At 69.5% G+C, this 22859-nt stretch carries 21 protein-coding genes; 10 read left to right on the plus strand and 11 right to left on the minus strand.

Annotated elements, in window-relative coordinates; translation table 11 throughout:
- Positions 1–1329: 1329 nt before the first annotated feature.
- A complete protein-coding gene (locus ACFPN1_RS14600; RefSeq protein WP_386755896.1) occupies positions 1330–2610 on the minus strand; it encodes a sensor histidine kinase in 1281 nt (426 codons plus the stop codon).
- Complete coding sequence (locus ACFPN1_RS14605; protein ID WP_386755897.1) at positions 2607–3305, minus strand: response regulator transcription factor; 699 nt, start codon at positions 3303–3305, stop codon at positions 2607–2609. Before ACFPN1_RS14605 ends, ACFPN1_RS14600 begins: the two co-directional genes overlap by 4 nt.
- Before the next feature lie 241 nt (positions 3306–3546).
- Between ACFPN1_RS14605 and ACFPN1_RS14610 the strand changes: the two genes are divergently transcribed.
- Both ACFPN1_RS14610 and ACFPN1_RS14615 read left to right on the plus strand, forming a co-directional pair.
- Complete coding sequence (locus tag ACFPN1_RS14610) at positions 3547–4377, plus strand: phosphatase PAP2 family protein (protein ID WP_386755898.1); 831 nt, start codon at positions 3547–3549, stop codon at positions 4375–4377.
- Positions 4374–6083 carry a phosphoethanolamine transferase gene (locus tag ACFPN1_RS14615; protein WP_386755899.1) on the plus strand — a complete coding sequence of 570 codons (1710 nt, stop codon included), beginning with the start codon at positions 4374–4376 and terminating at the stop codon, positions 6081–6083. Before ACFPN1_RS14610 ends, ACFPN1_RS14615 begins: the two co-directional genes overlap by 4 nt.
- Positions 6084–6089: 6 nt before the next feature.
- On the opposite strand, the gene ACFPN1_RS14620 is transcribed toward ACFPN1_RS14615, so the two are convergent.
- Together ACFPN1_RS14620 and ACFPN1_RS14625 are read right to left on the minus strand one after the other, a co-directional pair.
- Positions 6090–7262, minus strand: coding sequence for a low temperature requirement protein A (locus ACFPN1_RS14620; RefSeq protein ID WP_386755900.1), 1173 nt, complete (start codon positions 7260–7262; stop codon positions 6090–6092).
- Positions 7259–7537 (minus strand): hypothetical protein, encoded by a 279-nt coding sequence (locus ACFPN1_RS14625; protein ID WP_386755901.1) that lies wholly within the window; start codon positions 7535–7537, stop codon positions 7259–7261. Before ACFPN1_RS14625 ends, ACFPN1_RS14620 begins: the two co-directional genes overlap by 4 nt.
- A 302-nt stretch (positions 7538–7839) precedes the next feature.
- Between ACFPN1_RS14625 and ACFPN1_RS14630 the strand changes: the two genes are divergently transcribed.
- Positions 7840–8973 carry a dipeptidase gene (locus tag ACFPN1_RS14630; protein ID WP_386755902.1) on the plus strand — a complete coding sequence of 378 codons (1134 nt, stop codon included), beginning with the start codon at positions 7840–7842 and terminating at the stop codon, positions 8971–8973.
- A gap of 24 nt (positions 8974–8997) precedes the next feature.
- Here ACFPN1_RS14630 and ACFPN1_RS14635 read toward each other — a convergent pair whose 3' ends face one another.
- Positions 8998–9765, minus strand: coding sequence for a COG4705 family protein (locus tag ACFPN1_RS14635; RefSeq protein ID WP_386755903.1), 768 nt, complete (start codon positions 9763–9765; stop codon positions 8998–9000).
- 306 nt (positions 9766–10071) lie between these two features.
- Between ACFPN1_RS14635 and ACFPN1_RS14640 the strand changes: the two genes are divergently transcribed.
- On the plus strand, positions 10072–11949 hold the full coding sequence (locus ACFPN1_RS14640) for a chloride channel protein (protein WP_386755904.1): 1878 nt from the start codon (positions 10072–10074) through the stop codon (positions 11947–11949).
- 535 nt (positions 11950–12484) lie between these two features.
- On the opposite strand, the gene dnaG is transcribed toward ACFPN1_RS14640, so the two are convergent.
- From dnaG to rpsU, 5 genes are all read right to left on the minus strand, one after another.
- A complete protein-coding gene (dnaG, locus tag ACFPN1_RS14645; protein ID WP_386755905.1) occupies positions 12485–14257 on the minus strand; it encodes a DNA primase in 1773 nt (590 codons plus the stop codon).
- 154 nt (positions 14258–14411) lie between these two features.
- Positions 14412–14942 carry a GNAT family N-acetyltransferase gene (locus ACFPN1_RS14650; RefSeq protein WP_386755906.1) on the minus strand — a complete coding sequence of 177 codons (531 nt, stop codon included), beginning with the start codon at positions 14940–14942 and terminating at the stop codon, positions 14412–14414.
- 1 nt (position 14943) lies between these two features.
- Complete coding sequence (locus tag ACFPN1_RS14655) at positions 14944–15507, minus strand: hypothetical protein (RefSeq protein WP_386755907.1); 564 nt, start codon at positions 15505–15507, stop codon at positions 14944–14946.
- Positions 15508–15519: 12 nt separating this feature from the next.
- On the minus strand, positions 15520–15966 hold the full coding sequence (locus ACFPN1_RS14660) for a GatB/YqeY domain-containing protein (protein ID WP_386755908.1): 447 nt from the start codon (positions 15964–15966) through the stop codon (positions 15520–15522).
- Between the two features lie 191 nt (positions 15967–16157).
- Complete coding sequence (gene rpsU, locus ACFPN1_RS14665; RefSeq protein WP_036170822.1) at positions 16158–16373, minus strand: 30S ribosomal protein S21; 216 nt, start codon at positions 16371–16373, stop codon at positions 16158–16160.
- Positions 16374–16678: 305 nt separating this feature from the next.
- Between rpsU and tsaD the strand changes: the two genes are divergently transcribed.
- The 4 genes from tsaD to ACFPN1_RS14685 all read left to right on the plus strand — a co-directional run bounded on the left by tsaD (position 16679) and on the right by ACFPN1_RS14685 (position 20081).
- Complete coding sequence (tsaD, locus tag ACFPN1_RS14670; RefSeq protein WP_386755910.1) at positions 16679–17737, plus strand: tRNA (adenosine(37)-N6)-threonylcarbamoyltransferase complex transferase subunit TsaD; 1059 nt, start codon at positions 16679–16681, stop codon at positions 17735–17737.
- A 107-nt stretch (positions 17738–17844) separates the two neighbouring features.
- Positions 17845–18195 (plus strand): dihydroneopterin aldolase, encoded by a 351-nt coding sequence (gene folB / locus ACFPN1_RS14675; RefSeq protein WP_386755911.1) that lies wholly within the window; start codon positions 17845–17847, stop codon positions 18193–18195.
- 312 nt (positions 18196–18507) lie between these two features.
- Positions 18508–18990, plus strand: a complete 483-nt coding sequence (gene folK, locus ACFPN1_RS14680) for a 2-amino-4-hydroxy-6-hydroxymethyldihydropteridine diphosphokinase (protein ID WP_386755912.1) — start codon at positions 18508–18510, stop codon at positions 18988–18990.
- A 263-nt stretch (positions 18991–19253) separates the two neighbouring features.
- Complete coding sequence (locus ACFPN1_RS14685; RefSeq protein WP_386755913.1) at positions 19254–20081, plus strand: DUF6159 family protein; 828 nt, start codon at positions 19254–19256, stop codon at positions 20079–20081.
- Between the two features lie 266 nt (positions 20082–20347).
- Here ACFPN1_RS14685 and ACFPN1_RS14690 read toward each other — a convergent pair whose 3' ends face one another.
- Entirely contained in the window at positions 20348–21088 is a 741-nt protein-coding gene (locus tag ACFPN1_RS14690; protein WP_386755914.1) for a pteridine reductase, read from the minus strand.
- A gap of 57 nt (positions 21089–21145) precedes the next feature.
- On the opposite strand from ACFPN1_RS14690, the gene ACFPN1_RS14695 reads away from it, so the two are divergent.
- Together ACFPN1_RS14695 and ACFPN1_RS14700 are read left to right on the plus strand one after the other, a co-directional pair.
- Positions 21146–22354 (plus strand): class I SAM-dependent methyltransferase, encoded by a 1209-nt coding sequence (locus ACFPN1_RS14695; RefSeq protein ID WP_386755916.1) that lies wholly within the window; start codon positions 21146–21148, stop codon positions 22352–22354.
- Positions 22351–22755: a VanZ family protein gene (locus tag ACFPN1_RS14700; protein WP_386755917.1), complete on the plus strand. Its 405-nt coding sequence runs from the start codon at positions 22351–22353 to the stop codon at positions 22753–22755. The genes ACFPN1_RS14695 and ACFPN1_RS14700 overlap by 4 nt, the downstream gene beginning before the upstream one ends.
- The last annotated feature ends 104 nt before the right edge of the window (positions 22756–22859 follow it).

Consider the following 22859-nt stretch of genomic DNA (forward strand, 5'->3'; position numbering starts at 1 on the left):
CGGGGTTTTTCGACAGGACATCCCTGTCCTGTCGAAAAACGCGCGGCATCCCTGCCGCGCGCCCTGCGGGCCTGATCCGTCCCGCCCGCCGCTGCGCTACGGGGCCCCGGCAAGTTCAATGTCAAAAACAAGAACAAGGGCGACCGCGCAACTGGAGCAACTGCAATAGAAACAGCAAGAACAACTGCAAGAGCAACTTCAAGAGCAACTTCAAGAGCAACCGGCTGGGCAATGCGCCTTCGCTGGCTTGTCATCCCCGCGAAGGCGGGGATCCGGGGGCGTTGTCTTTCCGTTGGCGACAGCGGCAGGATGGATTGGAGGCGCCTTGGCCCGCTCCGTACATGCCTCTACAGATCAAGCACGCGAGCGACGGCTCTTCCGTGACCTCCTCCGGAGCGGTTATGCGCCGCTTTCAGTCACGCCGCGGATGGCTTGTTGGAAAAGCAAAATCCCTGGATTCCCGATTGACTGGACACTCGTCTGTTGAAAGCCGAGGAATGACGAGCGAGAAGCTTCAAGGCTTCAAAACAAAGGCTATGGATCCCCCCGCCTTCGCGGGGATGGCGGGCAAAAGCAAAGGCGCTGGATCCCCGCGTCCGCGGGGATGACGGGCGAGGAGCTTCATGACTTCAGGGCAAGTCCATGGATCCCCGCCTTCGCGGGGATGGCGGGCAAAAGCAAAGGCGCTGGATCCCCGCGTCCGCGGGGATGACGGGCGAGGAGCTTCATGACTTCAGGGCAAGTCCATGGATCCCCGCCTTCGCGGGGATGGCGAGAAAAGCCAAGTCGCTGGATTCCCGCTTCCGCGGGGATGACGGGCGAGGAGCTTCACGACTTCAGGGCAAGTCCATGAATCCCCGCCTTCGCGGGGATGGCGAGAAAAGCTAAGTCACTGGACTCCCGCTTGACTGGACATTCGTCCGTTGAAAGCCGCGGGGATGGCGGGCAAAAGCAAAGGCGCTGGATCCCCGCTTCCGCGGGGATGACGGGCGAGGAGCTTCACGACTTCAGGACAAGTCCATGGATCCCCGCCTTCGCGGGGATGGCGAGAAAAGCTAAGTCGCTGGATTCCCGCCTGACCGGACATTCGTCCGTTGAAAGCCGCGAGGCTGACGGGCAAAAGCAAAGTCGCTGGATCCCCGCTTCCGCGGGGATGGCGAGCGAGAAGCGTCAAGCTTCAAAGCTTCAAAGCTTCAAAGCTTCAAAGCTTCAAAGCTTCAAAGCTTCAAAGCTTCAAAGCTTCAAAGCTTCAAAGCTTCAAAGCTTCAAAGCTTCAAAGCCAGTCCATGCATCCACGCCTTCGCGGGGATGACGGGCAAGAGGGCCTTGCTACCCGAACGTCAACGTCGTCGTCGTCCCGCTGCCCGCGTTGGACGCGATGCTCAGGCGCCAGCCGAGGTGCTCGCACAGGCGCGAGATCAGCTCCAGGCCGATGCCGCCGCCGCGGTCGCCTTCGCCGCCGCGGGCCATGCGGGCGTAGATCGCGCTGATTTCCTCCGGGCTCATGCCGTGGCCCGGATCCTCGATCACCACGGTCGCCGGGGCTTCCACGCGGATGCGGATCTCGCCGCCGTCGCTGTGTTCGATCGCGTTGCGCAGCAGGTTGCCGATCGCGGCCTGCACGATCGGCAGCGGCGCGGTGATTTCCAGCGGCGGCATCGGCGCCAGCGTGATCGACAGCGCCTTGTCGCGGGTGAGGTAGCGATGGTCGTCGACGATGCCGGGCAACAGGCGGTCGAGCGCGACGGGTTCGCTGGACCGCGCCAGCCGCGCCGGGTCCTTCGCCAGCACCAGCAACAGCGAAATCAGCTGCTCGACATCACGCGTGGTGCGCTGGATGCGACCGAGCTGCTGCTGCGCGGGCGCCGGCAGGCCGGATTGCTGCAGGGCGATCTCGGTCGAGCCGGCAATCACCGCCAGCGGCGTGCGCAACTCGTGGCTGGCGGTGGCGATGAAGGCGCGCTCACGTTCGACGAAGTGCGCGTTGCGTTGCAGGTAGTCGTTGAGCGCGTCGGCGATCACGTGCAGTTCCGCGCTGGCCGAATCGCGCAGGTCGATGCGTTGCGCCGGCAGGTCGGGGCGCAGGCCGCCGATCTGCTGGGCCATGCGACTGAGCGGGCCGACCAGGCGATTGGCCATCCACGCCACGATCAGGCCCAGCAGCACGATCAGGCCCAGCGCCACCGAGACGACGTTCACCGCGGTATGCACCTCGCGTTGCTCGAAGTCGGTGACGTCGAGCAGGAGCAGCAGCATGCGGCCGTCGACGCGGCGCGCCATGACCGCGTAATCGCGTCCGTCGATTTCCACGTCGTCGTGCAGGCCCGCGCCCATCGCGCGCAGCGGCGCCGGGAGCTTCGGGTCGCTGCCGTCGCGCAGGGACATTGTGTTGGTATCGGTCCAGCGGTAGCCGGGTTCGTCGCGCCGGCGCTCGACGACGTGGTCGAGCTCGGAATTGAGCATCGTGCGCCATACCAGCCGTTCGGCGCGCTCGTGCACCAGGTTGCCCTGCGCGATCACCACCAGCGACAGCAGCACGACGTAGCCGAACAGCGCGAGCAGGATGCGACTGCGCAGGCTGCGCAGCCGACGGGGCGGGGTGGGGCTCATTCGCCGGGCTCCGTGCCATCGCCCGCGTCGCTCGCGGCGAGGCGGTAACCGATGCGCGGCAGGGTGTGGATCAGCTTGGTGGCGAAGGGGCCGTCGACACTGCGGCGCAGCTCGTACACATGCGAGCGCAGCATGTCGCCGTCGGGCGGCGTGTCGCCCCACAGCGCGCGTTCCAGTCGTTCGCGCGACACCGCGGCGGGGCTGGCCTGCATCAGCAGTTCCAGCAGCTTGCGGCCCGCGGGATACAGATGCAGCGCCCGACCTGCGCGTGTGGCCTCGAGCGTGGTGAGGTCGTAGCGCAGGTCGGCGACCTGCAGGACACGTTGGCCGCGGCCCGCACCGCGTGCGGCCAGCGCTTCCAGGCGCACTTCCAGTTCCGGCAGTTCGAACGGCTTGGTGAGGTAGTCGTCGGCGCCGCTGCGGAAGCCCTGGACCTTGTCGTCGAGCTCGGCGCGCGCGGTGAGCATCAGCACCGGGGTCGAACGGCCCGCGGCGCGCAGGCCGCCGAGCACCTCACGACCGTCCATGCGCGGCAGCATCCAGTCGAGCACGATCGCGTCGTAGTCCTGAGTCAGGGCCAGGTGCAGGCCGGTGGGGCCGTCCGGGGCGGCGTCCAGCGTGTAGCCGCGTGCCTCGAAGTATTCGAACAGGTTTGCGACCAGATTCCGGTTGTCCTCCACCACCAGCACGCGCATGCGTCGGCTTCCATTGTTTGCACCGGCTCCGCGATGCCGGCCGGCCAGTCTGCCGCCGGCGGCGTCGGAGCGCCGTCGGAGCGAGGCGACCATAGCACCGGGGAAGACGGCTGACGCCGATGCGGCCGCGATGAAACGTGAACGCGCGCACGCCGCTTAACGCCTTGGCAATGCCGCTCCGACCCTTCTCCGACAGCGCGGCGCCGACCATCGCCGCACTTCGAAGTTCTGCGCGAGCCGCATGCCTCACACCGCTTCCGACCTGTCCATGCCGGCCCTGGCGCCGGGCGCTGCGCCCGCCGGTGTGCGTATGCTCCCCGCGGCGCCGATCGTGCAGCGCCTGGCCCGCGCAGGCGCCTTACCCGGCGTGCGGGGTGACCTGTGGCCCCTGCTGGCGCTGGCCGTCGTCTTCGCGCTGTGGACCGCGCTGCGCGGCGACCTGTGGCTGGCCGATCGCCTCTATGCCTGGGAAGGCCACGCGTGGGCGCTGCGCCACACCTGGGTGACGCAGGACCTGATCCACCTGGTCGGTCGCGACGTCAGTATTGCGGCCTGGCTGACCGCCTGCATCGCCTTGTTCGCCGCCCACGCGCGTCCGGAGTGGCGCCACCTGCGGCGGCCGCTGGCGTACCTGCTGCTGGCCACGGCGCTGTCGACGCTGCTGGTGGCCTGGGTGAAGTCGTGGTCGAACGTCGATTGCCCCTGGGATCTCGTGCGCTACGGCGGCGCGCGTCCCTACGTGGGGCTGTTCGAATCGCGCCCCGCGGGCCTGGGCCGCGGTGTGTGTTTCCCCGCCGGGCACGCGGGCGGCGGTTACACCTGGCTGGCGCTGTACTTCTTCCTGAAGGCGGTGAAGCCGCGGCTGCGCTGGCTCGGCCTGGGCATCGGGCTCGGTGCCGGCCTGCTGTTCGGCGTGACGCAGCAACTGCGCGGTGCGCACTTCCTCTCGCACGACCTGGCCGCCGTCGCCATCTGCTGGACGTGCGCGCTGCTGCTGCAGCGCGTGTTCTGGCGGGCCGGAGTGCCCATGCCCGCGGCGGCGGCGCCCCCCGTCACGCGATCGAATCCATGAGTGCGGTGTCCATCCTCTCCGCCGGGCGTTTCCCGCGCCTGGCCCGCGAAGGCGCGCGCCTGCTGCGTCTGCGTCCCGTCCTGAGCGTGGAGGCGCTGGCGCTCGCTGCCGGCATGTATTTCGCGCTGGCCAGCAATCGCGCCTTCTTCCACGCGGTCGCGGCGACGGGCGCGCTGCACGGCGCGCGCGGGATGCTGACGGCAACGAGTCTGTTCGTCGCCATCGCCGCGTTGCATGCGGCGTTGTTCGGCGTGCTGTTCAACCGCTGGACGGCGAAGCCGCTGCTGATCGTGCTGCTGCTGGCCAGTGCCGCCGCGGCCTATTTCACGTCCGCGTACACGGTGTATTTCGACGCCGACATGCTGCGCAACATCCTGCATACGGACGGCAAGGAATCGCACGAGCTGGTTTCGCTGGCGGCATTGCCCTCGCTGCTGTGGTACGGCGCGTTGCCTTCGGTGCTGGTGTGGCGCGTGCGTCTGGCGCCGTCGCGTCCGTGGTTGCGTGCGCTGGCCACGCGCGCGGCGCTGGTTCTGCTCGCCATCGCCATTGCCGCCGCTTCGCTCGCCGTCTCCTTCCAGGGCATCGCCGCGCTGATGCGCAACCATCGCGAACTGCGCTACCTGGTCACGCCCGGCAACTACCTGGTGTCGCTGGTGCAGGTGGCGCAGGACGCGAACCGGGATCGCCACCAGCCCCGGCAACCGATCGGCACGCACGCGAAGGTGATCGGTCGCCCGGCAACTGCGCGGCCGCGCCTGCTCGTGCTCGTCGTCGGCGAGACGGTGCGCGCGCAGAACTGGGGCCTGGACGGCTATGCGCGCCAGACCACGCCGCAGCTCGCCTCGCTCGCGCAGGCGCCGGATGGACCGGTGAATTTCCGTGACGTCACCGCCTGCGGCTCGGCCACCGAGGTCTCGCTGCCGTGCATGTTCTCGATGTACGGCCGCGCGCGTTACGACAAGGACCGGATCAGGCATTCCGAGTCGCTGCTGCATGTGCTCGAGCACGCCGGTATCCCCACGCTGTGGCGCGACAACCAGACGGGGTGCAAGGGCGTGTGCGAGGGGCTCGCGTTCGAGTCGTTCGAACACGGCGCCGTGCCGGGCGCGTGCACCGCCGAGGGTTGCCTCGACGAAGCGATGCTGCACGGCCTGGCCGATCGCATCGCCGCCCATCCGGGCGACCAGGTCGTGGTGCTGCATCAGCTCGGCAACCACGGGCCCGCGTACTACGCGCGCTATCCCGCGCGGCTCCGCCGCTTCACGCCGACCTGCGACACGCCCGATCTCAATCGCTGCAGCCGCGAGCAGATCGTCAATGCCTACGACAACGCGGTGCTGTACACCGATGACTTCCTCGCGCGCACGATCGGCTTCCTGCAGGCGCAGGCCGATCGCGACACCGCGCTGATCTACCTGTCCGACCACGGCGAATCGCTGGGAGAGGGCGGCCTGTATCTGCACGGCGTGCCGTACGCGATCGCGCCGGCAACGCAGACGCGCGTGCCGCTGCTGGTGTGGCTGTCGCCGCGCTTCGCCGCGTCGCGCGGCGTCGACACCGCGTGTCTGCGCGCGCACGCGGCCGAACCGGTGAGCCAGGACAACCTGTTCTCCTCGGTGCTCGGACTGCTGCAGGTGCGCACGCCGGAATATCAGCCCGCGCGCGACCTGTTCGCGCGTTGCGAGACCGCGCCGGCCGGCTGAGCGGCGCTACGCGCGCCGCAGCGCCAGCGATTCCCACGTCGCCACTACCGCCAGCACCGCGGTGGCAGCGACGCCGGCCGCGAGCGGCGACAGGTGCAGCGCGAACGTCGCCCACGCCAGCAGCGCCAGCAGCAACAGGCCGGCCAGGTGCGACAACGGCGGCCCGCGCCGCTCGCTGGTGCTCCACTTGAACAACGCGGTGCCGGCGAGATAGCAGGCGGGACCGCCGAGGATCACCACCAGCGCCGCCGTTTCGCCGTGGTGCGGATGCGCCAGCACGAGTTCGTCGGCGACGGCGCAGGCAATGATGCCGGCGACGATGAGCGAATGCAGGTAGGTGTAGGCGCGGCGCGCGTGCTTGCCCGGATCGTCCGAATGGGTGATGCGGTGCTCCGCGCGCTGCGCGCCCGTGTCGAAATAGATCCACCACATCAGGATGCTGCCGACCACGGCGCTGAGGAACCCGGTGACGGTCGCCGCATCCCAGGCGCGTTCGGCGAACGTCGCGCCGGTCACCAGCAGCGATTCGCCCAGCGCGATGATCACAAACAGCGCGCAGCGCTCGGCCAGGTGCGCGCCGGAGATGTCCCAGTCGGTGGTGGACGAACGGCCCAGTCCCGGCACCCAGAAGTACGCCAGCGCGGCGACGACTTCGATCAGCAATGCCGTCGTCCACCACGCCAGCCGCGCATCGCCCTGCGCGAAGCCGCCGTCGATCCAGAACACCGCCGACAGCAGCAGCCACACCAGGATGCGCTGGAAGTTGCGCACGCGCGCGCGCTCGCTGCCGCGGATCGCCCACAGGAAGAACAGCGTGCGGCCGACCTGCATGAAGGCGTACGCGCCGGCGAACTCCAGCCCGCGGGCGCCGAACGCCTGCGGGATCGACACCGACAGCAGCAGCCCCGCCAGCATCAGCACGAACAGCGCGATGCGCACCGGCAGGCGTTCTGGATCGAGCCAGTTGGTGACCCACGAGGTGTAGATCCACACCCACCACACCGCGAGCAGCAGCAGCGCCACGCGCAGCGCGTTGGCGACATCCAGGTCCGCGAGCAGGGTGTGCGAGAGCTGCGTCACCGCGAAGACGAAGACGAGGTCGAAGAACAGCTCGACCATGCCCACCTTGTCGCCGTCGTGCGCGCCGCGCACGCGCAGCAGCGTGGCCCCGGTATTCATGCGTGCTCCTTGCCGGCGCGGTGCGCGAGCCACAACGCGAGCGCGGCAGGAACAGCGAACACGACCACGCAGACGGGCAGTTCCTCGCCGAGGCCGTAGCCGGCCCGCGACACGCCGACCCACAGGTTCCAGGTCGCGCAGGCCAGCCACACCGGCACGAAGGCGAGCAGCAGGCACCGGCGCCGCGTCTGCCTCGGATCGGACAGGGCCCGGGCGAACAGCACGAACAGCCCCAGCAGCATCAACCCGCCGACGATCACGTACACGGTGTGCATGGCCTGACTTCCGCCGCCCGTAGTGCGCGGCATCTTGCCGCCGTGCCGCCGGCGCGGCAAATCCGCACAACGAACGGCCCGCACCGACGGGCCGTTCGTCGTGGCGGAGCCGGAATGGCTTGCCGCTCGCCGTCGCCCAGCAGGTGCTGCTGCCAGAACAGGATCGTCGCTGCGCCGTAGTAGATGCTGTTGGCCTTCTTCTTGAACCCGTGGCCTTCCCCGTTGAACCCAATCCCAGCCTCCCGACGCAACGCTTCGCCACGACCGCGCTACAGTGCGCGCGGGCCACGGGAGGTATCGGGATGATCACTCGGCGTCGTTTTCTCGGGAGTGCGGGTCTGGTCGCGATGAGCGCGGCCACGGGTGTGCCGGGTCTGGCGGCAGCGCCGCCGCGCTGGCCGCCGTACCGCCAGGCGATGGCGATCGACGGACTGGGCGGCGTCGATTACCTGATGGTTCCCGAAGACGACCCGGCCGCACCGGCGATGCTGCAGCACATCCGCGAATGCGGCCTGACCGCGGTGATGATGACCGCGGCACCGCAGGGCCGCTTCTGGTTCGACGATGCCGCGTACCACGCCACGCGCCAGCGCATCGACGACTGGAAGGCGCGCATCGATCGGCATCCCGACGCGATGCTGCTCGTGCGCAATCGCGCCGACCTGCAGCAGGCGCACGACAGTCATCGCGTCGGCGTGATCCTCACCTTCCAGGGCACCGAATCGCTGGGCGAGGACCTCGACCGCATCGCGCAGTTCCACCAGCAGGGCGTGCGCGTGATCCAGCTCACCCACAACCGCCGCAACCTCGTCGGCGACGGCTGCATGGAACCCGGCAACGCGGGCCTCAGCAATTACGGCCACCAGGTGGTCGAACGCCTCAACGCGCAGCGCATCGTCGTCGATCTCGCGCACGGTTCGCCGCGCACGATCCGCGAGGGCATCCTCGCCTCGAAGGCGCCGGTGCTGATCGGCCACACCGGCTGCCGTTCGCTCGTCGACGCGCCGCGCCTGGCCTGGGATGCCGAACTGAAACTGCTCGCCGATCGCGGCGGCGTCGCCGGGATGATCTTCTGGCCCTACATCCGCGCGCAGGGCCAGCAGATGGCGGCCGACGTGATCCGCCACATCGAGCACGCGATCGACGTTTGCGGCGAGGATCATGTCGGCATCGGCACCGACCTGGGCATCTCGCCGATCGAGGTCACGCCCGAGTTCACCCGCGACAACCTCGAGCAGATCAGGGGCATGATCGAGGACGGCATCTTCGCCGCGGACCGCGATCCGCACCTGACGCTGTTCCCGCCCGATCTCAACGTGCCCAACCGCTTCGAGGTGCTCGCCGCGATGCTGTCGGCGCGCGGCCACAGCGATGCGCGCATCGAGAAGATCCTCGGCCGCAATTTCGCGCGGGTGATGGGCGAGGTGTGGGGTTAGCCGCGCAGCCGTGCGCCGGCGCGACTAGTGCGCCGAACGGGCCGCCCGCTGCGGCAGCAGCGCGATGCCCACGGCGATCAGCCCGAGCAACACCAGCGTCGCGGTGTAGCGGCTCAGCGCGAGGCCGCCCTGCGCGACCGGCTTGTCGAGGAAATCCCCCACGACCGCGCCGAGCGGGCGGGTGAGGATGAAGGCGGTCCAGAACAGCGCGGTGCGCGGGATCCGGCTCCAGACGTAGAGCGCGGTGACCATCAGCAGCAAGCCGCCGAACACGAACATCGCGCCGACGTAGCCCAGTCCGGCGGTATCCGCGGTCCAGTCGCCCAGCGCGGTGCCCAGCGTCTGCGAGAACAGAATCGTCAGCCAGTAGAAGCATTCGCCGCCGGGCGTGCCGACCGAGCGCACGTCCACGGAACCGATCGCGCGGTGCCAGGCCGCCAGCGTGGCCAGCAGCAGCCCGAGCAGCAGCAGCGAACCGCCGGGATAGCCGATCCCGAGCGAGCGGTCGGCGAAGTCGGCGAGCGTGGTGCCGACCATGGTCGAGGCGATGATCGCGCCCCAGTACCGCAACGGGTGGAAGCCCCGGGCGGCGACCTGCGCGGCGATTGCGAGCACGAACAGCGCCATGAACAGGCCGGTGCCGACCAGGTAACCCAGGCCCATCGACATCGAGACGGCGTCGCCGCCGGTTTCGCCCAGCGTGGTCGCCAGCACCTTGAGGGCCCAGAAGCCCAGCGTGATCTCGGGCACCTTGGCCAGCGCCGCAGGAGATTTCGTGGAGTCCGTGATCATGTGTGTCCGATCGCGAAGACGAGGTCGCGGCAGCGTCCGGCGGGACATGTCGGAAATCGGTGGGAATGCGTGGTGGGCCCTGTTCTGGGGAAGGCGATGAACGGGCCTGCGCGATGGAGGCGATGCGCATCGATGCGCGCACACGGCACGCGCCGGCTTCGCGCGGGCTACCGCTGCGGTGGATGGAGCGAATGCGCGCCCCACGCCGCGACGGTTGGCGAACTCCGCCGGTTCGTGCGCAGCGCACCTGAAATTCCGGCGCCTGCCGCGTACCATGGCGGCCCCGCATTTTCCGCCGGAGCGTCGATGACCACCGCGACCCCGCATCCCGAGCTGCGCGAGGAAGGCAGCACCGACGCACTGCCCGTCGCGCCCTCGCTGGGCATCAGCCTCGATGCCGCGCGCATGCCGCGCCGCTCCACCGTCGTGGATGCGCGGATCCTGCGCATCGCGGCACTCGCGATCGCCCTGGGCGTGGTCGCCGCGCTGGTCGCGCAAGTGCTGGTCGCGCTGATCGCGCTGGTCACCAATCTCGCCTTCTTCGGCCGACTTTCGATCGACGAGGCTTCGCCGGCGCAGCACGCGCTGGGCGCGTGGGTGATCGTGCTGCCGGTGATCGGCGGCCTCATCGTCGGCGCGATGGCGCGCTGGGGCTCGCGCGCGATCCGCGGCCACGGCATTCCCGAAGCGATGGAGCAGGTGCTGCTCAACGAGTCGCGCATCCCGCCGCGCATGACCTTCCTCAAGCCGGTGTCCTCCGCGATCGCGATCGGCACCGGCGGGCCGTTCGGCGCCGAAGGCCCGATCATCGCCACCGGCGGCGCGCTGGGTTCGCTGCTCGGGCAGCTGCTGCACGTGACCGGCAACGAGCGCAAGGTGCTGCTCGCCGCGGGCGCGGCCGGCGGCATGGCCGCGATCTTCGGCACGCCGGTCGCGGCGGTGGTGCTGGCGGTGGAGCTGCTGCTGTTCGAACTGCGCCCGCGCTCGCTCATCCCGGTCGCGCTCGCGGCGGTCACCGCCACCGGCGTGCGCTACGCGCTGGCCGGCACCGCGCCGGCGTTCCCGATGCCCGATGTCGCCGAGCCGGGACTGGCCGCGCTTGCCTGCTACGTCGCGATCGGCGCCCTGATCGGCCTGGTCAGCGTCTGGGTGACGCGCATCGTCTACGGCATCGAGGACGCGTTCGAGAAGCTGCCGATCCACTGGATGTGGTGGCCGGCGCTGGGCGGCGTCGTGGTCGGCCTGGTCGGTTACGTCGCACCGGCGACGCTGGGCGTGGGCTACAACAACATCGTCGACATCATCGGCGGGCATCTCGCGCTGGGCGCGCTCGTGTTCCTGTGCGCGATGAAATTTCTCTCGTGGTCGATCGCGCTGGGCAGCGGCACGTCGGGCGGCACGCTGGCGCCGCTGTTCACCATCGGCGGCGCGCTGGGCGCGATCGTCGGCGTGGGCATCGTCGCGATCGCGCCGCAGCTGGGCGTGGATCCGCGCATCGCCGGCCTGGTCGGCATGGCGGCAATCTTCGCCGGTGCCTCGCGCGCGCTGCTGGCATCGGTGGTGTTCGCGTTCGAGACCACGCACCAGAGCGCGGGCCTGTTGCCGCTGCTCGGCGGCTGCACCGCCGCATACCTGATCTCGGCGCTGTCGATGCGCAACACGATCATGACCGAGAAGATCGCGCGCCGCGGTGTGCGCGTGCCGAGCGAATACGCGGCCGACTTCCTCGAACAGGTGCTGGTGCGCGACGCATGCACGCGCGAGGTGATCTCGCTGCGCACCTCCGATGCGCTCGGCGACGTGCGCGCGTGGATGCACTCGGGCAAGGCCGAAGCGCAACACCAGGGTTATCCGGTGATCGACGACAGCGGTCGCGTGCGCGGCGTGGTGACGCGGCGCGCGCTGCTCGATCCGGCGCACCCCAACATCCGCCGCATCGGCGACATGGGGCTGCGCGAACCGGTCGTGGTGCACGGCCACCATTCGCTGCGCGAAGCCGCCGACCACATGGTCGCCAACGACATCGGCCGCCTGATCGTGGTCGGCGAAACCGCCCCGCATCCGCTGCAGGGCATCCTCACCCGCGGCGACCTGCTTGCGGCGCATGCGCGGCGCTTGAAGGAGGCGCACCAGGCCGATCGGCATATCCGCCTGCGGGGACGGGAACCGCAAGCGCAGGGCTGACGGACGCGGGTGTCATCCCGCGAAGGCGGGGATGCAGTGACTCTGCGTTGAAGCTCCTCGCTCGTCATCCCCGCGAAGGCGGGGGATGCAGTGACTCTCCTTGAAGCTTCTCGCTCGTCATCCCCGCGAAGGCGGGGATCCAGTGACTTTGCTTTGAAGCGTTAAAGCGTTAAAGCGTTAAAGCGTTAAAGCGTCGAAGCGTCGAAGCGTCGAAGCGTCGAAGCAAGAACAGGATCAAAGGCTTTCGCCTCTGTGGCGAGTTACGGTTGCCGCGATCCCGGGTGCGCTGCGCTCACCCGGGCTGCGCGCTGAGCCACCGCGTGCTGCGTTCCTTCTTCCTCTTCTCCCCGCTTGCTGGGAGAAGATGCCCGAAGGGCAGATGAGGGGCGGCGAGCGCAGTGAGTTGCTGTTGGCTGTTGCTTTTGCCGCGATCAGGGGCAACAGCTCGCCGGCACACCCGGGAAGAGGGAAAAGCCGTCGGCATCCTTCGGACCTCTCCCGGCGTGTGTGGAGTGCGCATCCGGCAGCGGATTCGTCAACGCACGTTCTGCGCGCGCAGCATCAACAGTTCGCGCAACTCCTGCAATTCGGCTTCGACCAGTTCGCGGCGACGGCTTTGCAGATTGTCGATGCGTTGCTGGAGCGCCTGGGCCTCCAGGCGGGCGATGTTGTCGACGAAGCTCTGGCGATGCTTTTCCTCGTCCTCGAACAGGCGCGCGTCGGCCGCGGTGACTGCGGTGGATTCCACGCCGCGGGTCATCGCCAGCTTCGTCAACGCACCCGCTTCGGCGCGGTCGGCGAAGTGTTCGAGGATCAGCCCGGTGGAGATGTCCGGACGCTGCTGCACCAGCTCGATCATCTCCACCAGCAGGTCGATGCCCGGCTGCTCGAGCGAGGCGAAGTGCAGCGACGACGGCACCGCGAGTGCGACGGCGGGTTGTTGCAGCAGCAGGGTGATCGCGGTGCGCACCAGCGAGGGCTTGTTCGCCTGCGGCGCGGGCATGCGCGCGTTGGCGCGCTGCGCGGGCACGTGCGTTTCCGGCGCGGCCGCGCGCGCGCCCACGCCGGTGAGTTCGGTCAGGCGCTGCTTCATCAGGTCGCCGAAGGCGCCGTCGGGAATCTGCGCGAGCAGCGGCTTGGCGCGTTCGGCCAGGCGGCCCTTGCCTTCGAGCGTGGCGAGGTTGACGTCGGCGCCGAGCGAATCGAAGAAGAACTGCGACAGCGGCGTCGCATTGCGCAGGCGCGCCTCGAAACCGTCGCGGCCTTCGCTGCGCACGAGCGTGTCGGGATCCTCGCCCTCGGGCAGGAACAGGAAGAACGCCTGGCGCCCGTCCTTCATGCGCGGCAGCACCGATTCCACCGCCTTCCACGCGGCGCTGCGGCCGGCGCGGTCGCCGTCGAAGCAGAAGAACACGTCGGGTGCGTTGCGGAACAGCAGCTCGGCGTGGTCCGGCGTGGTCGCGGTGCCGAGCGTGGCCACGGCCTGCGTGACGCCGTGCTGGAACAGCGCGACCACGTCCATGTAGCCCTCGACCACGAGCAGGCGCTCGATCTTCTGGTTCGCCTGGCGCACCTGCCACAGGCCGTACAGCTCGCGGCCCTTGTGGAACAGCGGCGTCTCCGGCGAATTGAGGTACTTGGGCGAGTCGTCCTTCTCCAGCACGCGGCCGCCGAAGGCGATCACGCGGCCGCGCCGGTCGAAGATCGGGAACATCACCCGGTCGCGGAACTTGTCGTAGACGTGGCCGCGCTCGTTCTTCGAGAACAGGCCGGCGCGCTCGAGCAGGCGCATGCGGCGCTCGTCGCCGCCCAGCGCATCCTTCAACGCGGAAAAGCCGTCGGGCGCGTAGCCGATCATGAACTGCTCGCGGATCGCGGCGCTGACATCGCGGCCGTCGAGATAGGCCTGCGCCTTCGCGCTGCCGCCCAGTTGCTTGCGGAAGAATTTCGCCGCGGCTTCGACCGCGCCGTAGAGATCGTTGGTGTCCGGATTCGCGTTGCGCTGCTGCGTGTCGCGCGGCACTTCGACGCCGAGCCGCTTGGCCAGTTCCTCGACCGCATCGAGGAATTCCAGGCGCTCGTAGTTCATCAGGAACGAGATCGCCGTGCCGTGCGCGCCGCAACCGAAGCAGTGATAGAACTGCTTGGTCGGCGAGACGGTGAACGAGGGCGAGCGCTCGTCGTGGAACGGGCAGCGCGCCGAATACTCCTTGCCCTGGCGCTTCAGCGGGATGCGCGCGCCGATGATCTCGACGATGTCGGATCGTGCGAGCAGATCGTCGATGAAGGCGTCGGGGATGCGCGCCATCTTCTCAGCGACTCCGCGGCAAGGTCATGGCACGCCGACCCGATCGGCGCGCGGCGGCGCGGCGCGGACCGCTGCGAGCGGGAGCTGCAGCGGCGCGGTCATCGATGAAAGCGTCGGGAATGCGCGCCATGGCAGGGCGATGCTACGCGAGCGCTCAGCCGCGTGGCGCGTCGAAGCTCGCCGCGAGCGCATGCAGCGCGTCGCCGGTCATGCGTTGCACCGTCCATTCGTCCATCGGCACCGCGCCCAGGCGCCGGTAGAAGTCGATGGCCGGCGTGTTCCAGTCCAGCACGGACCACTCGAAGCGGCCGCAATCGCGTTCGACCGCGAGCCGGGCGAGATAGGCCATCAGCACCTGGCCGACGCCGAGGCCGCGGAAGCGTGGGCGCACGAACAGGTCTTCCAGGTACAGCCCGCGCCGGCCCAGCCAGGTCGAGAAGTTGTGGAAGAACAGGGCGAAACCGGCGGGCTCGCCGTCGGCGTCGGCGATCACGACTTCGGCGCCGGGCCGCGCGCCGAACAGGTTGGCGGCGAGCGTGGCCTCATCCGCCTGCACGGCGTCGGGTTCGCGCTCGTACTCGGCCAGTTCGCGGATCAGGGCGAGGATCAGCGGCACGTCCTCGCGCGTGGCGGGGCGCAGGGTGACGCCGGGGCGGTTCGTGGCGATCGGAGCAGTCGCAGTCATGTCAGGGCCGTTGCGCGCGCCCGATGGCGCGGGTGAGCAGGGGGCTGGTGATCGGTTCGTCGCGGCGCAGGCCGAGCTTTTCCAGCAAGGGCTGCAGCCGGCCGGCGTGCGGGCGCAGCAGGGCGTCGTCGAGCGAAGGATGGAAGACGATCCGCGCCGGGGCCCAGGCGGCCAGTAGCGCGATCAGGGCGGCGTCCTCGCTGCGGCGGGCGCCGCGGCCCAGCACGTGGATGTCGAGGGCGGGCGGGGTGCCGGGCAGCGCGGCGAGCGGGCGCAGGTCGTCGGCGCAGGCCACGCCCAGGGCACCCGGCGTGCGCAGGTGGCGCTGCAGGTCGGGGGCGGCGAAACGGTCGCCGCCGATCCGGGGCGCGTGCGCTGCGAGGTCGCGGGCCAGGTCCTCGCGGTCGGTCTGCGAGCGCACCAGCAGCAGCACCGCGGTGCGCTGCTGCAGGCTGCGTTCGATCTGGGCGCGGAGGCCGCGCGTGCGGGCGTCCGCGTCGATCCAGACCCGGTCCTCGACCGGGATGCTACGGCGGAACAGGCCCGACAACAGCCGACGCAACACGCGTTGCGACCGTCAGCCGGCGAGGCGCTGCTTCACCAGGGCCGAGACCTGGCCCATGTCGGCCTGGCCGGCCAGCTTCGGCTTGAGCACGCCCATCAGCTTGCCCATGTCGGCCGGGCCCTTCGCGCCGGTTTCGGCGATGGCGGCGTCGATCGCGGCCAGCACTTCGGCTTCGCCCATCTTTTCCGGCAGGTAGCGCTCGATCACGGCCATTTCGGCGCGTTCGACGCCGGCGAGGTCCTCGCGGCCGGCCGATTCGTACTGGGAGATCGAGTCCTTGCGCTGCTTGACCGCCTTCTCCAGCACCGCGATCACGCCGGCGTCGTCCAGTTCGATGCGTTCGTCGACTTCCCGCTGCTTGATCGCGGCGTTGATCAGGCGGATCACGCCGAGGGTGTCCTTGTCGCCGGCCTTCATGGCGGCCTTCATGTCGTCGGTGAGGCGTTGCTTGAGATTCATGGCCGGGAATCGGGAGTGGGGAATAGGGAATCGTAAGGGCTGGGTCGGTTGCTGGACGGGCTTGCGGCGATTCCCGATTCTCCATTCCCGATTCCCGGCTCTGGAAATGCAAAAAGCCGGCGGCGCAATGCGCGGCCGGCTTCTGCGTGATTGCAGCGCGGCAGGGCCGAAAGGGCCTGCCCGCCGGGCAATCAGTACAGGCGCTGACGCTTGGTGACGTCGCGCGAGGTGCGGCGCGCCTGGCGCTTCACCGCGGCGGCAGCCTTGCGCTTGCGTTCCTGCGTCGGCTTCTCGTAGAACTCGCGCTTGCGGGTCTCGGCCAGGACACCGGCCTTTTCGCAGGTGCGCTTGAAGCGGCGGAGCGCAAACTCGAAGGGCTCGTTTTCGCGGACTTTGACGCTGGGCATACGTAATCTCGTTGAGGGACCGACCCGGTTCGCGCACCCGGAATGGGCGGGCAGGCCGGAAGAGCCGCGTATGATAGCGGCGCCCCGCAGGTGGGTGCAAGCGGGCAGCAGCGGGAACGGGGAACAGGGAACCCGGAAGCGGGGAACGAGGTTTCCCGGACGAGACCCCGGGCCATTTCCCGCGGCATTGGTTCGCGACTGGCGGCACCCCCATATTCCGAGGGCCCACAGGCCCTCGGATACCTCGCTTTAGTTCCCCGCTCCCCGTCCCCCGTTCCCCGCTCCCCGTTCACGCTCTTCCCCCCATGAACGTCCTTGGCATCGAAACCAGCTGCGACGAAACCGGTGTCGCCGTCTACAGCACCGGCATGGGCGGCGGCGAAGCCGGCCTGCGCGCGCATGCCGTCTACAGCCAGATCGCCCTGCATGCGCAGTACGGCGGGGTGGTGCCGGAACTGGCCAGCCGCGACCACGTGCGCAAGCTGCTGCCGCTGATCCGCCAGACCCTGGCCGAGAGCGGCCTGTCCGTCGCCGACATCGACGGCGTGGCCTACACCGCCGGCCCGGGCCTGGTTGGTGCGCTGCTGGTCGGCGCCGGCGTGGCGCGGTCGCTGGCCTGGGCGCTGGACGTGCCGGCGATCGGCGTCCACCACATGGAAGGCCACCTGCTCGCGCCGCTGATGGAGGACGCGAGCACGCAGCCACCGTTCGTCGCGCTGCTGGTCTCGGGCGGCCACACCCAGCTGGTCGCGGTCGATGCGATCGGCCGCTATCGCCTGCTGGGCGAGACGCTCGACGATGCCGCCGGCGAGGCCTTCGACAAGACCGCCAAATTGATGGACCTGCCGTATCCGGGCGGTCCGCAGCTGGCGGCACTGGCCGAGCAGGGGCGCGCGGGTGTGTTCAAGTTCGCCCGGCCGATGACCGATCGCCCGGGGCTGGATTTCAGCTTCAGCGGGCTGAAGACGCAGGTGCTGCTGGCCTGGCGCGACAGCGACCGGAGCGCGCAGACCCGCGCCGACATCGCCCGCGCCTTCGAGGATGCGGTGGTCGACACGCTCGCGATCAAGTGCGAACGCGCGCTGGACGCCACCGGCTTCGACACCCTGGTGATCGCCGGCGGCGTCGGCGCCAACCAGCGCCTGCGCGCGAAACTGCGGGCGATGGCCGAAAAGCGTGGCGGCCGCGTCAGCTTCCCGCGTCCCGTGTTCTGCACCGACAACGGCGCGATGATCGCGTTCGCCGGCGCGCTGCGCCTGCAGGCCGGCCAGCACGGCGATGCGGCGGTGCGGGTGACGCCGCGCTGGGATATGGCGAGCCTGCCGGCGGTGCCGGCAGCAGCGGGAACAGGGAACGGGGAATAGGGAACGCCGCAGCATCGCGCGTCCGCATCCACCGACCCTCTATCCTTCCCACGCGTCCGTTCCACAGCAGCGATCCCCATTCCCTATTCCCCGTTCCGCCTTTCCCCATGGACAAAGTCTTCATCGAAGCCCTCGAGATCGAGGCGCTGATCGGCATCTACGACTGGGAGCGGCGCATCCGCCAGCCGCTGCTGTTCGACGTCGAGATGAGCTTCGACAACCGCGTGCCCGCGGCGAGCGACGCGATCGGGGACACGCTGAACTACAAGGCGGTGAGCAAGCGCCTGATCGAGTACGTGTCGCAGTCGGACTTCGGCCTGGTGGAGACGCTGGCCGAGCGCGTCGCCGCGATCATCCTCGACGAATTCGGCGTGCAGCACGTGCGGCTCAAGCTCAGCAAGCCCGGCGCGGTGCGCGGCGCGCGCGCGGTGGGCGTGATCATCGAGCGCAGCCGTTAGCGCCGAAGCCAGACTCAACTCCCTCCCTTGCGCGCAGCTGCGCCAGACTTGGCTCCCTCCCTTGCGCGTAGCGCAGGGGCGGGTTGGGGAGCGGGCTTTTGCTTTTGACTCCCTCCCTTGCGCGTAGCGCAGGGGAGGGTTGGGGAGGGGGCTTTTGCTTTTGACTCCCTCCCTTGCGCGTAGCGCAGGGGAGGGTTGGGGAGGGGTGCTTTTGCTTTTGACTCCCGCCCGGAACCGCCAACCGCAACACCCCCTCCCGGCCTCCCCTTCGCCTGCGGCGAACAGGGAGGAGAACCGCAGACCCGGATACCGATGAGCAAGGCCTACCTCAGTCTCGGCAGCAATCGCGATCCCGAGCAGCACCTGCGTGAAGCGATCGCCGCGCTGCGCCGGCACTTCGGCGCGATGGTGCTGTCGCCGGTGTATCGCACCCGCGCGGTCGGCTTCGATGGCGGCGACTTCCTCAATGCCGCGGCGATCATCGAAACCACACTCGATCCGTTCGCACTGAACGCCTGGCTGCATGCGCTGGAAGACGCGCACGGCCGCGACCGGAGCGGGCCGCGCTTCGGCGACCGCACGCTCGACATCGACATCGTGCTGTTCGATGACCGCGTGCTGCAGGGTGAAGGGCACCTGCAGATCCCGCGCGACGAACTGAAGCATGCATTCGTGCTGCGGCCGCTGGCCGAGATCGCGCCGGACACGGTGGTGCCGGGCACGGGCCGCACGCTGGCGCAGCTGTGGGACGCGCATCCGGATCGGCATGCCGTGATGGCGCGGATCGAGCTGTAGCTCCGCAATCGCGTTCCATTGCCAATCGCGTGGCGTACGCGCTTGGGCCGCTCGAATTGGCGCGACGGCGCGCAGCACACGACCGGTCACGCCCGGCTGCGGCGCACGGGCAACGGTGCAAATTCAGATGTCTCACCGGTATCGCGCGCTTGGCGAAGCGGCGCCCGCTGCGCTTCCATGCCGCTGCTGCCGCCCGACTTGCACGAGGCGCATTCTGGTCCGAGGATGCGCGGTGCCATGAGGCATCCACGGGGAACAGGACGATGTTCGACAGGTTTTCGCGCAGCTGGGAACTGGCCCGGGCGAGCGCCGCGGTACTGCGCTCCGACAAGGAGCTGATGCTGTTCCCGATCATCTCGGGCCTGCTGACGCTGGTGGTGCTGGCGACGTTCCTGTTGCCGGTGTGGGCGACGCGCATGTTCGCCGACGGCTTCAGCGTGGTCGGTGCCGTGGTCGTCTTCGCGTTCTACTTCTGCCAGTACGCGGTGATCCTGTTCTGCAACTGCGCGCTGGTCGGCGCGGCGATGATCCGCCTCGACGGCGGCGATCCGACCCTCGCCGACGGCTTCAATGCGGCGAAGGCGCGCCTGCCGGCGATCCTCGGTTATGCGGCGATCGCCGCGACCGTGGGCCTGTTCCTCAAGCGCATGAAGGACGACGACAACCTGCTGGTCCGGCTGCTCGGCAGCGGCCTGGGCGCGGCGTGGACGCTGGCCACGTTCCTGGTGGTGCCGGTGCTGGTGGCCGAGAACGTCGGGCCGGTCGAGGCATTGAAGAAGAGCGCGGGCCTGCTCAGGCGCACCTGGGGCGAGAACGCGATCGGCAACGTCGGCATCGGCTTGGTGTTCGGCTTCATCAGCCTGGGCATCGTCCTCGTGGGCGCGCTGCTGGCGTACCTGGCCGCGCAGGTGTCGATGGCGCTGGCGATCGCGGTGGGCGTGGTGTTCGTGATCGCGCTGCTGCTGCTCGGCGTGTATCAGGCGGCCTTGAGCGGCATCTATTCGGCCGCGCTGTACCGCTATGCGACGCAGGGCGAGGCGCCGCCGGCGTTCCGCGCTTTGCGGTTGGAAAGCGCGTTCCAGGCGAAGTAGGCGTCGTCCTACCACTCGCCTTCCACTCCCCTCGCTCCGCTTGCGGGGAGCAAGCGTGCTGCTGACGCGCCACTGGCGCGTGCACGCCGCCCTCGCGCTGTGCGCGAGGGCCGGGGGCAGAGCGAGGGATAGCGTCGCGAAGCGACGCAGGGTGAGGGGACGTGTTGCAGCAGCCGCCGGCTTCGCCGGCGCCCCTCATCCGCCCTTCCCTCAGCAGGCTGTCGCCTGCTTCGACCTTCTCCCCGCGTTCGGGGAGAAGGAAGACATCACAAGCTCAGCAACCGCCCGCCATCCAGATGCAGCACCTGCCCGGTGCTGTAGTGCGCGTCCTGCAGCAGCCAGCGCACGGCTTCGGCCACTTCCTCCGGGGTGCCGGTGCGGCCCAGCGGCGTGCGGGCGAGCATCGCCTGTTGCTTGTTCGCGTCGCCGCCGTCTTCCGGCCACAGGATCGCGCCCGGCGCCACGGCGTTGACGCGCACGTCCGGCCCCAGTTCCAGTGCCAGTGACTTCGTCAGCATCAGCAGCGCCGCCTTGGCCATGCAGTACACGGTGTGTTCGCGCAGCGGGCGTTCGCCGTAGATGTCGGCGAGGTTGACGATGGCGCCGCGCGTCGCCGCCAGGTGCGGCGCCGCCGCCTGCGCAAGGAAGAACGGCGCGCGCGCATTGCTGGCGAACAACGCGTCCCATTGCGCCGGCGTGGTCGTGCCGATCGGCGTCGGCGCGAAGCCCGAGGCGTTGTTGACCAGCGCATCGAGGCGGCCAAAGCGGCCGATCGTATGCGCGACCAGTTCGGGCAGGCGATCGAAGTCGGCGAGCTCGGCCTGTTGCACGAAGGTGCTGCCAGGCCGCACGCGTTCCAGCTGCGCGGCCAACGCGTCCAGTTCGGTGCGCGAATGCCGGCAATGCAGCGCGAGATCGTAGCCCGCGCCATGCAGCGTGCGCGCGATCGCCGCGCCGAGGCGGCGCGCGCTGCCGGTGACCAGGGCGACGGGGCGGGCGGAATTCATGCCGGACGGTTCCTTCGGGTCGCGGCATTGTGCACGCGGCGCAGGGGATAATGCCGCATGACTTCCGGCCGCATGTCCCCCGACCCCACCGCCGCGCTGCCCGCGCCCGATGCCGATGCGCTGGCCCACAGCGCGCGCCTGTCCGCGCTGATCCGCCAGGAAATCGCCGCCAACGACGGCGCCATCCCGTTCTCGCGCTTCATGGAACTCGCGCTCTACGCGCCGGGCCTGGGCTACTACAGCGCCGGCGCGCGCAAGTTCGGCGAGGGCGGCGATTTCGTCACCGCACCCGAACTCGGCCCGATCTTCGCCGCCTGCATCGCCGAGAGCGTGGCGTCGGTGTTGCAGCAGCTCGGTGCGAGCGCGCTGTTCTTCGAACTCGGCGGCGGCAGTGGCGCATTCGCCGAAGTCGCGCTCAAGCGGCTGCTCGAACTCGACGCATTGCCCGACCGCTACCTGATCCTCGAACCCAGCGCCGACCTGCGCGAACGCCAGCGCGAACGCCTGCAGCAGCACCTGCCGCCGACGCTGTTCGAACTGGTGGAATGGTTGAACGGCCCGCTGCCGGACGCGTGGGACGGCGTGCTGTTCGCCAACGAGGTGATCGATGCGCTGCCGACGCCGCGCTTCGCGATCCGCGACGGCGAGGTGTACGAGGAATACGTGACGGTCGAAGGCGACGGGTTCGCGCGCACCCTGCGCCCGGCGGACGCGTTCCTGGCCAATGCCGTGCGCCATGTCGAACGCGGCCTGGAGCGCAACTTCGCCGATGGTTACCGCTCGGAAGTGCTGCCGCAGCTGCCGTACTGGGTCCAGGCCGTGTCCGGCGGCATGCGCCGCGGCGCGATGCTGTTCGTCGACTACGGACATCCGCGCGGCGAGTTCTACCAGGCCGATCGCAGCGACGGCACGCTGCGCGCCTACTACCGCCACCGCATGCACGACGAACCCTTGCGGTGGCCGGGCCTGCAGGACCTCACCGCCTCGGTCGATTTCACCGCACTGGCCGAAGCGGGGGTCGCCGCCGGTTTCGATTTCGCCGGCTACTGCTCGCAGGCCAGTTTCCTGTTGGGCAACGGCATGGCCGGCGTGCTCGAACGCATCGAACGCATGCACGACGCGAGCGAGCAGCAGCGCCGGCGCAACGAGGTGAAGAAACTCACCCTGCCCAGCGAGATGGGCGAACGCTTCCAGGTGATGGGCTTCGAGAAGGACGTCGAGTTCGGCGTCGCCTTCCTGGCCGGCGACCTGAGTTTCCGCCTGTGAGCGCGGCGCGCGGGTCCTCGCTGCGCGCCTTCCGCCGGCCGCGCCTGTGGCTGGCCGTGTGGGGTCTGGCGATCGCCGCGGTCGTGGTGCTGTCGCTCACGCCGCCGCCGGCGATGTCGGTGCCGCGCAACTTCGACAAGGTCGAACACCTGGTTGGCTACGGCGGCCTGTCCGCGTTCGCGGTGCTGCTGTTCGCCGGCTGGCGGGGGCAGGTGCGCGCGGGACTGGGCCTGGTCGCGCTGGGCGTGGCCCTGGAATTCGCGCAGGCGCTGCTCACCCGCACGCGCATGGCCGACCCGGCCGACGCGCTCGCCAATGCCACCGGCGTGGCGCTCGGGCTGCTGCTGGCGCTGACGCCCGCCGCGCGCTGGCTGCAGCGCCTGGACGCCCGTCTGCGCTGAGCGGACCGTGCTGCATCGCCGCAACCACGCGGCGGGCGGCGCGGCCGGTCGCAGCCATCCGGCTTGCGATGACCGGTTACTCGCGTCTTTTTCCCGCGCCTGGC

Source organism: Lysobacter yangpyeongensis, from assembly GCF_042655745.1.
GTDB lineage: Bacteria > Pseudomonadota > Gammaproteobacteria > Xanthomonadales > Xanthomonadaceae > Agrilutibacter > Agrilutibacter yangpyeongensis.